Origin of the sequence: Streptomyces sp. NPDC127106 (assembly GCF_042677605.1) — a bacterium.
In the GTDB taxonomy this organism is placed as follows: Bacteria; Actinomycetota; Actinomycetes; order Streptomycetales; family Streptomycetaceae; genus Streptomyces.
The window spans coordinates 21,050-33,556 of record NZ_JBHXTC010000048.1; the positions used below are offsets into that span (position 1 = coordinate 21,050).

13 protein-coding genes, 1 tRNA gene and 1 pseudogene are annotated in these 12,507 nt (G+C 72.2%); 4 read left to right on the forward strand and 11 right to left on the reverse strand.

Annotated elements, in window-relative coordinates; all coding sequences use genetic code 11:
- Nucleotides 1-138: 138 nt before the first annotated feature.
- From thrC to ACFVGY_RS29340, 5 genes are all read right to left on the reverse strand, one after another.
- Nucleotides 139-1,209: a threonine synthase gene (thrC, locus tag ACFVGY_RS29320; RefSeq protein WP_385682689.1), complete on the reverse strand. Its 1,071-nt coding sequence runs from the start codon at nucleotides 1,207-1,209 to the stop codon at nucleotides 139-141.
- 6 nt (nucleotides 1,210-1,215) lie between these two features.
- Complete coding sequence (locus tag ACFVGY_RS29325; protein ID WP_385682792.1) at nucleotides 1,216-2,505, reverse strand: homoserine dehydrogenase; 1,290 nt, start codon at nucleotides 2,503-2,505, stop codon at nucleotides 1,216-1,218.
- Between the two features lie 128 nt (nucleotides 2,506-2,633).
- Entirely contained in the window at nucleotides 2,634-4,025 is a 1,392-nt protein-coding gene (lysA, locus tag ACFVGY_RS29330; protein WP_385682691.1) for a diaminopimelate decarboxylase, read from the reverse strand.
- A 19-nt stretch (nucleotides 4,026-4,044) separates the two neighbouring features.
- Nucleotides 4,045-4,998: an ArgS-related anticodon-binding protein NrtL gene (gene nrtL / locus ACFVGY_RS29335; protein ID WP_385682694.1), complete on the reverse strand. Its 954-nt coding sequence runs from the start codon at nucleotides 4,996-4,998 to the stop codon at nucleotides 4,045-4,047.
- A 75-nt stretch (nucleotides 4,999-5,073) separates the two neighbouring features.
- Nucleotides 5,074-5,550 (reverse strand): response regulator, encoded by a 477-nt coding sequence (locus tag ACFVGY_RS29340; RefSeq protein WP_385682697.1) that lies wholly within the window; start codon nucleotides 5,548-5,550, stop codon nucleotides 5,074-5,076.
- 99 nt (nucleotides 5,551-5,649) lie between these two features.
- Here ACFVGY_RS29340 and ACFVGY_RS29345 point away from each other — a divergent pair.
- A tRNA-Arg gene (locus tag ACFVGY_RS29345) sits at nucleotides 5,650-5,721 on the forward strand.
- A 265-nt stretch (nucleotides 5,722-5,986) separates the two neighbouring features.
- Here the strand turns inward: ACFVGY_RS29345 and ACFVGY_RS29350 are convergent.
- The gene (locus ACFVGY_RS29350; RefSeq protein ID WP_385682700.1) at nucleotides 5,987-6,202 is read right to left on the reverse strand and encodes a DUF6243 family protein; all 216 of its coding nucleotides are present in this window, start codon (nucleotides 6,200-6,202) and stop codon (nucleotides 5,987-5,989) included.
- A gap of 452 nt (nucleotides 6,203-6,654) precedes the next feature.
- Between ACFVGY_RS29350 and ACFVGY_RS29355 the strand changes: the two genes are divergently transcribed.
- Nucleotides 6,655-6,798: a hypothetical protein gene (locus ACFVGY_RS29355; RefSeq protein ID WP_385682703.1), complete on the forward strand. Its 144-nt coding sequence runs from the start codon at nucleotides 6,655-6,657 to the stop codon at nucleotides 6,796-6,798.
- A 31-nt stretch (nucleotides 6,799-6,829) separates the two neighbouring features.
- Here ACFVGY_RS29355 and ACFVGY_RS29360 read toward each other — a convergent pair whose 3' ends face one another.
- The 4 genes and pseudogenes from ACFVGY_RS29360 to ACFVGY_RS29375 form a co-directional block, all read right to left on the reverse strand.
- Nucleotides 6,830-7,321: a hypothetical protein gene (locus ACFVGY_RS29360; RefSeq protein WP_385682706.1), complete on the reverse strand. Its 492-nt coding sequence runs from the start codon at nucleotides 7,319-7,321 to the stop codon at nucleotides 6,830-6,832.
- 116 nt (nucleotides 7,322-7,437) lie between these two features.
- Entirely contained in the window at nucleotides 7,438-8,520 is a 1,083-nt protein-coding gene (locus ACFVGY_RS29365; protein ID WP_385682709.1) for a hypothetical protein, read from the reverse strand.
- Nucleotides 8,517-8,654 (reverse strand): hypothetical protein, encoded by a 138-nt coding sequence (locus tag ACFVGY_RS29370; protein WP_385682711.1) that lies wholly within the window; start codon nucleotides 8,652-8,654, stop codon nucleotides 8,517-8,519. The genes ACFVGY_RS29365 and ACFVGY_RS29370 overlap by 4 nt, the downstream gene beginning before the upstream one ends.
- A 311-nt stretch (nucleotides 8,655-8,965) precedes the next feature.
- Nucleotides 8,966-10,278 (reverse strand): annotated as a pseudogene (locus ACFVGY_RS29375) (alpha/beta fold hydrolase).
- A 211-nt stretch (nucleotides 10,279-10,489) separates the two neighbouring features.
- Between ACFVGY_RS29375 and ACFVGY_RS29380 the strand changes: the two are divergent.
- A complete protein-coding gene (locus ACFVGY_RS29380) occupies nucleotides 10,490-11,485 on the forward strand; it encodes an XdhC family protein (RefSeq protein WP_385682714.1) in 996 nt (331 codons plus the stop codon).
- A 116-nt stretch (nucleotides 11,486-11,601) separates the two neighbouring features.
- Here the strand turns inward: ACFVGY_RS29380 and ACFVGY_RS29385 are convergent, their stop codons facing one another.
- Nucleotides 11,602-11,862, reverse strand: coding sequence for a plasmid stabilization protein (locus ACFVGY_RS29385; RefSeq protein WP_385682717.1), 261 nt, complete (start codon nucleotides 11,860-11,862; stop codon nucleotides 11,602-11,604).
- Between the two features lie 128 nt (nucleotides 11,863-11,990).
- Here ACFVGY_RS29385 and ACFVGY_RS29390 point away from each other — a divergent pair, with 128 nt between their 5' ends.
- Nucleotides 11,991-12,395, forward strand: coding sequence for a DUF6479 family protein (locus tag ACFVGY_RS29390; protein ID WP_385682721.1), 405 nt, complete (start codon nucleotides 11,991-11,993; stop codon nucleotides 12,393-12,395).
- Nucleotides 12,396-12,507 lie beyond the last annotated feature (112 nt).

Consider the following 12,507-nt stretch of genomic DNA (forward strand, 5'->3'; position numbering starts at 1 on the left):
CCGCGCCGGGGCGGGGGCGGCGTGCGGGGCCCGCCCCCCGGTGCCGCCGCCGCGACACCGCGACGTGGCCACACCCCCGGCCCGCCGGCGGGGCGGACGGCGGCCCGGCCGGTCGGCCGGGCCGCGGTGAGCGGCCGGTCAGACCAGCCCGAGGCGGACGGCCGCGGCCTCCGCGTCCACCGGAACGGTGACGGGCTGCGGAGCGCCGGCGACCGCCCAGTCGGGGTCCTTCAGGCCGTTGCCCGTGACCGTGCACACGATCTTCTGGCCGGGGTCGACCAGGCCCAGCTCGGCCGCCTTGAGCAGGCCGGCCACCGAAGCGGCCGAGGCGGGCTCGACGAAGACGCCCTCCTGTGCGGCCAACAGCCGGTAGGCGGCCAGGATCTGGCGGTCCGTCACCTCGTCGATGAAGCCGCCCGACTCGTCGCGCGCGGCGAGCGCGTGCTCCCAGGAGGCCGGGTTGCCGATGCGGATCGCGGTGGCGATGGTCTGCGGCTCCTTGACGACCTCGCCGCGCACGATGGGTGCGGACCCGGAGGCCTGGAAACCCCACACGCGGGGCGTACGGGAGGCCAGGCCGTCGGCCTTGTACTCCTTGAAGCCCCTCCAGTACGCCGTGATGTTGCCGGCGTTGCCGACGGGCAGCACGTGGACGTCGGGGGCGTCGCCGAGCGCGTCGACGATCTCGAACGCGGCCGTCTTCTGGCCCTCGATGCGCACCGGGTTGACGGAATTGACCAGCGCCACCGGGTAGTTGTCGGAGAGCGCGCGGGCCAGGTCGAGGCAGTCGTCGAAGTTGCCGTCCACCTGCAGGATCTTCGCGCCGTGCACGAGCGCCTGGCCCATCTTGCCGAGCGCGATCTTCCCGCGGGGCACGAGGACGGCGGAGACCATCCCGGCGCGCACCGCGTACGCCGCCGCGGAGGCCGAGGTGTTGCCGGTGGAGGCGCAGATGACGGCCTTGGCGCCGTCCTCCTTGGCCTTGGTGATCGCCATGGTCATGCCGCGGTCCTTGAAGGAACCGGTGGGGTTCGCGCCCTCGACCTTGAGGTGCACCTCGCAGCCCGTGCGCTCGGACAGGACCTGCGCGGGGACGAGGGGCGTACCGCCCTCGCGGAGCGTCACCACGGGCGTCGTCTCCGTGACCGGCAGACGGTCCCGGTACTCCTCGATGATGCCGCGCCATTGGTGGGTGCGATTGCTGCTCATGGGTCCTTACTCCCCTTCAACACGCATGATGCTGGCGACACCGCGGACGGTGTCCAGCTGCCGCAGCGCCTCGACGGTCCCGGACAGGGCGGCGTCGGGTGCGCGGTGAGTGACGACGACGAGGGAGGCCTCGCCGTCCTTGCCCTTCTGCCGGACGGTGTCGATCGACACGCCGTGCTCCGCGAAGACGGTCGCCACCTGGGCGAGGACGCCCGGCTTGTCGGCCACATCGAGGCTGATGTGGTACCGGGTGACGACGTCCCCCATGGGGCTGACCGGCAGCTGGGTGTACGCCGACTCGCCGGGCCCCGTTGCCTCGGCGAGCTTGTTCCGGCAGACGGCGACGAGGTCGCCCAGGACCGCCGAGGCGGTCGGCGAACCGCCCGCGCCGGGCCCGTAGAACATGAGCCGCCCGGCGGCCTCCGCCTCGACGAAGACGGCGTTGTACGCCTCGCGGACGGAGGCGAGCGGGTGGCTGAGCGGGATCATCGCCGGGTGCACGCGCGCCGTGACGGACTCGCCGTCGGCGGCCCGCTCGCAGATCGCGAGCAGCTTGATGGTGCAGCCCATGCGCTTGGCGGAGGCGAAGTCGGCCGCGCTGACCTCGGTCATGCCCTCGCGGTGGACGTCGTCGAGCCGGACCCGGGTGTGGAAGGCGATCCCGGCCAGGATGGCGGCCTTGGCGGCGGCGTCGTAGCCCTCGACGTCGGCGGTCGGGTCGGCCTCGGCGTAGCCCAGGGCGGTGGCCTCGTCCAGGGCCTCCTGGTAACCGGCGCCGGTCGAGTCCATCTTGTCGAGGATGAAGTTCGTCGTGCCGTTGACGATGCCCATCACCCGGTTGATCTTGTCGCCGGCGAGGGACTCGCGCAGCGGGCGGATCAGCGGGATGGCGCCGGCGACGGCGGCCTCGTAGTAGAGGTCCAGCCCGGCCTGCTCGGCGGCCGCGTGCAGGGCGGCGCCGTCCTGGGCGAGGAGCGCCTTGTTCGCCGAGACGACGGAGATGCCGTGGTCGAACGCGGTGGTGATGAGGCCGCGGGCCGGCTCGATGCCGCCGATGACCTCGATGGCGACGTCGATGTCACCCCGTTTCAGCAGGGCGGTCGCGTCGGTGGTGATCAGCGCCGGGTCGATCCCCTCGCGCACCTTGGAGGGACGGCGCACGGCGACGCCCGCCAGCTCGACGGGCGCGCCGATCCTGGCCGTCAGATCGTCGGCGTGCGTCGTCATGATGCGCGCCACCTCTGAGCCGACCACTCCACAGCCCAGCAGCGCCACCTTCAGCGGACGCGTACGCATCATTCGACCTACGCCTTTCGATCTTCCTTCGGCTCCCGGCGGGCGGTATTGCGCGCCGGGTTTGAACCAGTCTCACCCAATGGACACAAGTTTCCATCCTCGGTCCATTGGATGAGACAGCTATTCCATCATCCGAGGTCGAGACGCAGGAGATCTTCCTCCGTCTCGCGCCGGACGATCACCCGCGCCGCCCCGTCGCGCACGGCGACGACGGGCGGGCGGAGCGCATGGTTGTAGTTGCTCGCCATGGAGCGGCAGTACGCCCCGGTGGCGGGTACCGCGATCAGGTCTCCGGGGGCCAGGTCGGCCGGCAGGTAGGCGTCCTTGACCACGATGTCACCGCTCTCGCAGTGCTTGCCGACGACGCGGGCGAGCACCGGTTCGGCGTCGGAGGTGCGGGAGACGAGGGTGACGGAGTACTCGGCGTCGTAGAGGGCGGTGCGGATGTTGTCGGACATGCCGCCGTCCACGGACACGTAGGTGCGCAGCCCCTCCAGCGGCTTGATCGTCCCGACCTCGTAGAGCGTGAACGCGGTCGGCCCGACGATGGCGCGGCCCGGCTCGACGGAGATGCGGGGCGCGCGCAGCCCGGCGGCCTCGCACTCGCGGGAGACGATCTCGTGCAGCGCCTTGGCGATCTCCTGGGGCTCGCGCGGGTCGTCGGAGGAGGTGTAGGCGATGCCGAGGCCGCCGCCGAGGTCGATCTCGGGCAGCTCGATGCCGTGCTCGTCGCGTACGGCGGCCAGCAGGCGGACCACGCGGCGGGCGGAGACCTCGAAGCCGGCCATGTCGAAGATCTGCGAGCCGATGTGCGAGTGGACGCCGAGCAGCTCCAGCGAGTCGTGCCCGAGGGCGCGCCGCACTGCCTCGGCCGCCGAACCGTCGGCGACGGCGATGCCGAACTTCTGGTCCTCGTGGGCGGTGGCGATGAACTCGTGGGTGTGCGCTTCGACGCCGACGGTCACGCGGATCTGCACGGGCTGGCGCACGCCGTGCTCGCGGGCGATGTGCGCGACGCGGGCGATCTCCTGGAAGGAGTCGAGGACGATCCGCCCGACGCCGGCCTCGACGGCGCGGGTGATCTCCGCCACGGACTTGTTGTTGCCGTGGAAGGCGATGCGCCCGGCGGGCATCCCGGCGGCGAGGGCGGTGGCCAGCTCCCCTCCGGAGCACACGTCGAGGTTGAGTCCCTCTTCCTGGAGCCAGCGGACGACGGCCTTGGAGAGGAACGCCTTTCCCGCGTAGAACACATCGGCATCCGGCCCGAAGGCGTGGGCCCACGCCCGGCACCGGCCCCGGAAGTCCTCCTCGTCGAGGAAGTAGGCGGGGGTCCCGAACTCCTCGGCGAGCCGGGTGACCTCGACGCCGCCGACGCTCACCACCCCGTCGTCGTTCCGCCGGACGGTCCGGGACCACACCTTCTCGTCGAGGGCGTTGAGGTCGGCGGGCGGCGGCGTGTAGTGGCCCTCGGGCAGGACGTCGGCGTGACGGGGGCCGGCGGGGTGCGCGGAACGGCTCATCGGTATCTCTCTTCGCGGATCACAGGCAGTCGGGTGCGTGGATGCCGAGCAGGGCCAGGCCGCCGGCCAGCACCGTCCCGGCGGCTTCGGCAAGGGCGAGCCGGGCGCGGTGGGCGGCCGAGGGTTTCTCGTCCCCCTTGGGCAGGACGCGGTACTGGAAGTCGAGCAGCGCGTCGGCCAGCTCGACGAGGTGCCTGGCCAGCCGCTCCGGCGCACGGTGGTGCGCGGCGGCCTCAAGGACGAGGGAATGGTCGGCAAGCACGCGCAGCAGCGGGGCACCGTCGCCGTGCGGGGCGGGCACCAGCTGAGGCCCGAACCCGAGCAGCCGGGCGTTGCGCACCAGCGCGACGGCACGCGCGTGCGCGTACCGAACCCGGAAGAACTCACTGGACTCGTCCTGCACGAGCAGCGCGTCGCCGAACGACGGCGTCTCATGAGCCGGTACGCACAGCATGGCCCAGACGGCGGCGTCGCCCCCGAACCGCGCGACGACGTCCCCGTCCCGCCGGGCGACGGGCGCGACGTTCGGCGGCGGCCCCGCATCAGCGCTGCCCTGACTGCGCACGATCCGCCCGACGGCACGCCCGACAACGGCGGCACGCAACTCGCCGGCGGGTAGAGGATCGGCGGTGGGGAAGCCGGCCACGAGACGGAGCACGTCCCGCACCACGTCAACGGAGGACCGCTCCTCCAACACGAAGTTCAGGAAGCCGGCGCCGGTGACCTCGACACGGGCGATCCCGGCCTCGCCGCCCAGCCGCCCGGCCAGCACCCGGGCCACCTCACCGGGGGCACGGCCGGCGGCCTTGGCGACCTGGAAGGCGACGGGCGTGGCGTACTCCCCCACCCCACCGGGGCGGGACCGCTCGACGACCACCCGCGCGGGCACCGCGGCATCCGCGGGCAGCTCCCCGTCCTCGACGGCGCAGCGCACGGCGCGCACGACGGTACGGGTGAGATCGGCGGGGGTCACGGGACCAGCCTAGGGGAGACCCCCCACGCTCACGCGAACGGTTTCGGCATGTGAACAGGAGGGCGCCGAAGGGGGTCAGCCCCTTCCCCTCCCGGCAGGAGCCCCTTCACGCCCTTCCCGATCGCGCCGCTCGACGAGCCTGCGCACGACCTGCACCAGCTCGGCGGGCTCGAAGGGCTTGGCGATGAACGCGTCGACCCCGGCCTCGATCCCGGTCTCCACCTCGTGCTGCGTACAGGCGCTGACGATGGCGACGGGGAGGTGCCGCGTCCGCGGATCGGCCCTGAGCTGTGCGGCGGCGCCGAACCCGTCCAGCCGCGGCATGACCACGTCCAACGTGATCACATCGGGGGCCACCTCGTGCACCACGTCCAGGCACTCGGCACCATCGCTCGCGGTCACGACCTCGAAGCCCTCCAGCTCGAGATTGACCTTGATCAGCTGCCGGATGACCTTGTTGTCGTCGACAACAAGCACCCGACCCGAGGCGCCTGGCACAACTCGAGAGTAGGTCCGCGTCCGCCCCCGCGTCCGGGTTTTCGCCACTTCCACCCCGTCCGAGCGACCCGGGCACCCCGCCCCGGGAAACGGTTACTGATCACCCCGCGGAAGCTGGTAGTGTTCAACCCGTCGCCGCAGCGCGGACGACACGCCCCCGTAGCTCAGGGGATAGAGCAACGGCCTCCGGAGCCGTGTGCGCAGGTTCGAATCCTGCCGGGGGCACTTCTGCCGGACCAGCGAAATCACTCGCTGACCAGCGCAAGTGCCAAAGACGAAGCCCCGAACTCAGTCCCACTGAGTCCGGGGCTTTCTCGTTGTCTCTCACTATCCACGCGTGAGTGGCGCGTGAGCGGCTCACACCCGGACGCCGCGCCTCGGCGCCACGGGGGACTGTTCGCTCTCCCCGATACGGCCGGCAGCAGGGCCCGGACCGCTCGTCGCGGTCCGGGCCCTGCCCCGTGCGGTGCCGCCCTGGGGCGGCGGTGCGTCAGCTCTGTGCGGTGTCCTCGCCCGCCTGCCCCGCGGCCTCGGCTGCGCCGGTCTTCTCGCGCATCTTGCGCAGCAGCTCCGCCTTCTTGTCGGCGGCACCCTGGCGGTCGAGGTTGCGGTGCGGACCGTTGTTCTGCCGTTCGGCGCGGGACAGCCGCTTGCGCTGGCCGCCGCCCTGGCCCACGGGGTTGTTGATGTTCTTGCTCTTGGTCACGGGTTCTCCCGGTCCTGATGTGAAGTGATCTACGGATTCATCGGTGGGTGACGGGCGGCGACGTCGAACGATGTCAGCAGGGCCCGTCACGCTGTCACTCGTAAACCGGTGTCTGGAAGAACATGACGACGACGCTACCCGGTTCCCTCGGCCCCGCGCACAAGCTTTTTGCCGCCCCGGCGTCGGCCGGGACCGCGGCGAGCGCCCCGCGTCAGCCGTGCCCTTCCGGGAATCCCAGCGCCGTCGGGGTGGCCCGTGGAACCGTACAGGCCGACGGCAGTGCCACTCGCCCTCAAGCGGCACGATGCGGGCCGACAACCTGCGCCTCCTCGTGAACAGCGAGTACCGCCGCGCAGCTCGGTTCGCGGCCCGACGCTAGAGGCCGCACGGGCCGGAGCTCGGCCGCCCAAGGCCAGCGCATCCGCGCGTTTCCGATCGAGGAGTACGGAGAAGTGGTGAGCCGGCTGGCCGGCAGCCTGAGCTCGAACCTGTTCGCCTTCGCCCAGGTCTCCCTGCTCCAGGCTGCCCGCGCCCTACGCGCGCAGGGCATCGACGTGGCAGTGGTCGGCATTCCGTCCCCGGATACCAGCGTCTGAGCCGCGTCCGGGTCGGCGTCAGATGCCGCGGTCAGGCCGGTGGCTTCTCGATTGCCGCGTCGCTGCCGGCCCAGAGGTAGATGCGGGTGGTGCCGGGCTGGAACTCGTGTGCGTAGATGTCCGTGCAGAACTGGACTGCGTTTCCTTCTGGCGTCTTGGTGTCACCACGGCAAAGGCCGCCGATGCGCATGCCATCGACGAAGGTCTCGGGCTCAGGGAGGCCAAGGTGACTGAACCCGTCGCTTCGGGTGTACCCCGGCTCCTTGGGATGGGTGTTGCGGACCATCTGCGTGCCCTCGGGCTGCAGCGGCTTGAGGAAGCGGTCCGCCTCCGTGGTCGTCACGGTGAAGGCAAGCAGCGCGACATCGTACTGAGCGTTGGTGTGGAGCCCGGCCCGTCGGTCGGTGGCCGTCTTCGGTACCTGGAAGCCCATCGTCCTCGCCATCCAGTCGGGCGTGACGTTCTCCTCCCAGCAGCACTTCTTCTGCTCCTCGCTGGGATGGCGCAACTCGTACGCGATCATCAGGCCCATGCTGAGGACGCCGAGAACACACAGGCCCGAGAACACCCAGGCGCCGATGGCGAGGCGTCGCTGCCAGGGCTTCCGCCTCCCTGCACGGGGCGGAACCGCGGAAGGGCTCATCGATCGACGTCCCCTCCACCGTCCCGGCCATGGCGACCCGGATCACTGCGCTCACCGGCACGCCCGGGATCGTCAGGGGACGGCCATTCGGTTCCGCCGCCCAGCTCGTGGTGCTTGACCGAGCTGCTACCCGCCATGTTGAACTCCTGGGCCAGACCGACCTTGTGCTGCTGGGCCGGTTCACCGTCGGGTATCGAGAACCCCTTGAACACCTTGGAATCCCCGATGGTCACGCCCTTGCCCTCGTCCCAGTTGTACCGGTCCCAGACGTTGATGTCGTCCGCCCCGTGCTTGCCGGATCCCCGGTCGGGCGCCACCTGCTTGACCGACGGGTTGAACAGTCCGGCGGCGAGCAGGTCGTTCCTGTGAGCGGTCCACAGCTGCGCGCGGGCATCGGGGCTGAGTGACTGCCAAAGTCTGCGCAGCTCGGCCTGCTGGGCCGGCTTGGCGTCCCCGCCCAGGGCGGCCAGCTTCATGGCCCGCGGCAGCTGGTCCTGGTCGAGCGAGGTGTATTCGGCGTGGCCGGCGTTGTACGGGTCGGCGCCGTGTGACGCGCGCAGGGCCCGGGTGACGGCCGCGTCCACCTCGGCCGCGTGGCTGACCAGGCCGGTGAGTGTTTCTGCGTACCAACGGACCATGTCCTTGGTTCGCTGGTTGGGGCCCTTCACCTCGCAGATGGACGGTTCCACCCGGACCTTGCCGCCACCGCCGTCCGACACCAGCAGCCCCTGGTCCGGCTCGGGCCTGTGCGACGGGTCGCCCCGCCTCGCCTCGTCGGCCAGCTCCTTCGCCCGTTTCTGGATCTGGGCCAGCTCGGCATGCGCGTCGGTGAGGACCGCGTGGATGCTCTTGGCCTCACGGTGGAGGTCGTCCACCTCCTTCGCGGCGCTGCGGACGAACTCCCGGGTGACGGTGGCGTTGACCCCCTCCCAGCGGGCTGCCTCCGACTTCTTCACCAGGCCGTCGCGCACGGTGCCGTGCAGCTTGGCGAGTTCCTCCGCGGCCGTCTTCCACTCCGTGGCGGCTTCGTCCAGCTTGGCGAGGTCGAGCGTGATGAGGTCGGTCCAGGTCAGGGTCACTTCACGTACCTCTGTATCTCGGAGACCGACATGGCGGAGCCGTCGCGGTGGCGCAGGCTGGCGGCGATGGCCTCGTCGTCGCGTGCGTGGGCCTGCTTGGAGTAGTCGAGGTGGTTGGAGATGTGCGCGTACATCTGTAGCACCGTCTTTACCTGCGAGTCCCAGGTGGAGAGGGTCGCCGACAGCTCCGACCCCAGGGCCAGGTTCTTGGCGGAGCACTCGGCCGCGGCCCGGCCGGTCGCCCCGGTGCCGGCGATGTCCGACTTCTTGCGCAGTTCGGCAACGCGCGGGGGAACGGTCGTTCAGCGTGGCAGGTACAGCTCGTGCACGGTGGTCGCGCACGTGGGCCGGCCTCGTCCATTCCCGTCGGCAGGAGTCTGCGGGCCGACGCGCGCTGGTGGGACGACGTGCAGGTCATGCCGTGGGCCGGCGGCGTGGCGGTGCCTCACTTCGGGGGGAGGTGGGTGGTGAGCCAGGTGGTGGCCAGGGTTGCTACCTCCTCCAGGGCGCCCGGTTCCTCGAAGAGGTGGGTGGCGTCCTCGATGACCTCCAGGCGGTTCTCGCAGCGGAGTCGGGCCTGGGCCTCGCGGTTCAGGGCCAGGACCTGGGTGTCGTCGCCGCCGACGATCAGGAGGGTGGGGGCTCGGACCGCGGGGAGGTCGGTCGCCAGGTCGGGGCGGCCGCCTCGGGAGACCACCGCGTAGACCGGGGAGTCCGGCAGTGACGCTGAGGTGAGGGCTGCCGCGGCTCCGGTGCTGGCGCCGAAGTAGGCGAGGTGGGCCTGCGGGGTGTGGGTGCGGAGCCAGGTCGTGGTGTCGGTCAGGCGGGCCGACAGGGTGGGGATGTCGAAGACGTGGGCGCGGGTCCGCTCCTCGGCGGGGGTGAGCAGGTCGAAGAGGAGGGTGCCCAGGCCTGCCCGGTTGAGGGCCGACGCCACCTGGCGGTTGCGGGGGCTGTGACGGCTGCTGCCCGAGCCGTGGGCGAAGAGGACCACCGCGCGGGTGTTCGGCGGGAGGGTGAGTTCCCCGGGGAGGGCGGAGCCCGCCGCGTCGATCGTGACGTCGATCGTCGTCGTGGGTGTGCTCATGGCGGTGCCTTCGGGGGGGTGTGGGGCGTCGTCCTTTCCTTCGCCGCGCGGGTCAGGAGGGAGACGACCTCCTCGTCGGGGGTCTGGGAGAAGTCGTGGTACCACTGGCCCACGGCGGAGAATCCGGCCGGAGTGGCCAGGAAGACCACGTCGTCGGCCGCCTCCGACAGGCGGGCCGCCGCGTCCGGCGGGGCCACCGGGGCCGCCATGACCACCTTGGCCGCGCCCTGCGCCCGTACGACCCCGCAGGCGGCGGCCGCCGTGGCGCCGGTGGCGATGCCGTCGTCGACGAGGATCGCCGTGCGGGCGTGCAGGGGGACCCGGTCGCGGCCGGCTCGGAAGCGGTGGGCCTGGCGGGCCAGTTCCTCCTGTTCGGCCGCCTCCACCTCGGCGATGTCCTGCGGGGTGATGCGGCCGCGGCGGACGATGTCGTCGCTGATGACGCGTACGCCGCCCTCGCCGATCGCGCCGAAGGCGAGTTCGCGCTGGTACGGGACGCCGAGCTTGCGCACCACGATCACGTCGAGCGGTGCGTGCAGGGCGTGGGCCACGTGGAAGGCCACCGGCACCCCGCCCCGGGGCAGGCCCAGCACCACGGGGTTCTCCGGCTCGTACGTCCGGAGGGCCTCGGCGAGTCGTCGTCCCGCGTCGTCGCGGTCGGTGAACAGCACCTGCTCTCGCCGCCTCGTCCTGGCGTTCGGTTCGGCCTCTTCCTTCTCGTTCCTTCCCTTCTTCGAGAGGAACTCATCGAGGGGGTTTGTGCAAGTGGTCCCGGTGATCCGTACGAAGGAGGGGTGTCGAGTCTGTGGGATCCGAAGGTGGGGAGGGGCGGGGGGCGTGCATAGGTTGGCGGTGGGGCCACTACGAGGATGGGGCGGCGCGATGCGCGGACTGGTGGAGACGGCGCGGCGGTGGGCGGCCGAGGGGCGGACGGGATTCCTGGCGCGGCCGGTGGCCGAGCAGGGGTTCGGGCCGCGGGACCCGGCGGGGGCCCTGCTGCTGGACGCGCGGGGGGAGTGCGCCGGATCGCTGTACCGGGGTGTGTTCGACGCCGAGCTGGTGGCGGAGGCCGGGGCGTGGGCGCCCGGGGCCACCGCCCGGGTGTGCGAGGTGTCGGTCGGGGCGCAGGAGGCGGCGGACGCGAAGCTGACCTGCGGGGGCCGGGCGGAGATCCTGCTGCAGCCGTTGGCGGCGGTGCCGGACGAGTGGTGGGAGCTGCTGGCGGAGGGGGTCGGGGTGGCGCTCGTGACGCGGCTGAACGAGCGGGCCGACCGGGCGGTGAGCGAGGTGGTCCGGGCCGTCGACTCCCCCGCCGACGAGGCCGGGCGGCGCGCCGGTGAGCTGCTGGCCACGCGGCGGCCCGGGCGGGACGCCGTGTACGGGGATTTTGGGCTCGTGCTCGTGGAGGCGTACCCGTCGGCGCCCCACGTCGTGATCGGCGGGCCCGAGTCCGGGGAGCTGGCGCAGCTCATCGGCGCCCAGGCGCGGCTGCTGGGGTGGGGTGCGCAGTACGTCGCCGCCGTGGCGGACGCCGAGGAGCTGCTGGCGGCGCGGCGCGACGCGGCCTGCCTGGTGATGCTCAGCCACGATCCGGAGTTCGACGTGCCGACGCTGCGGGCGGCGCTCGCGCTCGGGATCCCGTACGTCGGGGCGCTGGGCTCGCGGAAGACCACGGCCCGGCGGCGGGAGGGGCTGGAGGCCGCCGGGGTGGCGGAGGCCGAGGTGGCGCGGGTGCACGGGCCGATCGGGCTCGACCTGGGCGCCCGTACACCGGCGGAGACCGCGCTCGCCATCTGCGCCGAGATCCTGGCGGTGCTCAGCGGGCACGGGGCGCGGGCGGTGCCGGGGCTGCGGGAGTCGGACGGGCCTCTGCGGTAGCTGTTCGGCCGCGCCGCCTGCGGGCGGTGGCCCCCGGCTGCGCCGGCTGGCCGGCTGCGGGCGTGCTCCCGGCCGCGCCGGCCGGCTGCGGCGATGGGCGGTGGCCGGGGCGGGCGCTACTTGCCGAGGGCCCGCTTGAGCTGGGCCTTGGTCATCTCCGAACGGCCGCGGATATTGCGCTGCCTGGCCTCCTCGTAGAGCTGCGCGTGCGTGGGGCCGTCCGCGCCCGGGTCGGAGGGGCCGCCGCGGCGTGACGGGGAGAGGTCGTCCAGGGAGAGGCGGTTCGCGGCTTCGTCCCCGGGGACGCCGCGTTCCTCGGCGCTCTCCTTGATGTGTTCGTCGTGGTCTTCGCGCTGGGGGGAGGATCCGCGGGGCATGGCCTTACCCCTCCCTTCCGATACGGGCTCCTGCCCGCCTACCCACCGTACCGGCCGTCAGTCGCGCGGCACCCATTTTTCTTGCCCTTATCGGGCGAATCCTGAGCAAAGCCGGGAATATGACCAGTATGAACACGACACTGAGCTACCTCGCGGTCGACGCGACCCTCGGCAGGATCGCGTGGTTCTTCTTCGTGGGCATCCTGATCTCCGGGTTCCTGCTCGCCGGCTTCAAGCTGGGCCAGCGCGTCCGAGCCAAGGAGCCCCCGCCGCCCACCCCCGAGAGCCAGCCGCACCTGCCCAACGGCGGCGCCGTCCACGAGGTGCGCGAGGAGCGCGACCAGGTGGAGATCCCGGAAAGCGGCCTGCGCCCCCACGAGATGCAGGGCTACGGGAACTTCGGCGACACCACCTCCGCCCACCCCGACGAGGTCCGCAGTCGGCGCGAGTCCGGCTACGAGCGCCCCCAGGGCCCCGGACCGCACCCCCAGCCCGGCTCTCCCCCGAACGCGGGACGCGGCGCCCACGCCTGACCGCCCGCCCCGCCCCGGGCACCCCGGCTCTCCCGCCCCTCGTCCACCCGTCCCTGACCTGCGCCGCCTGGCCGCCGCGCCCGGCAGACGGCTGTGCGGAGCCGGTGCACCG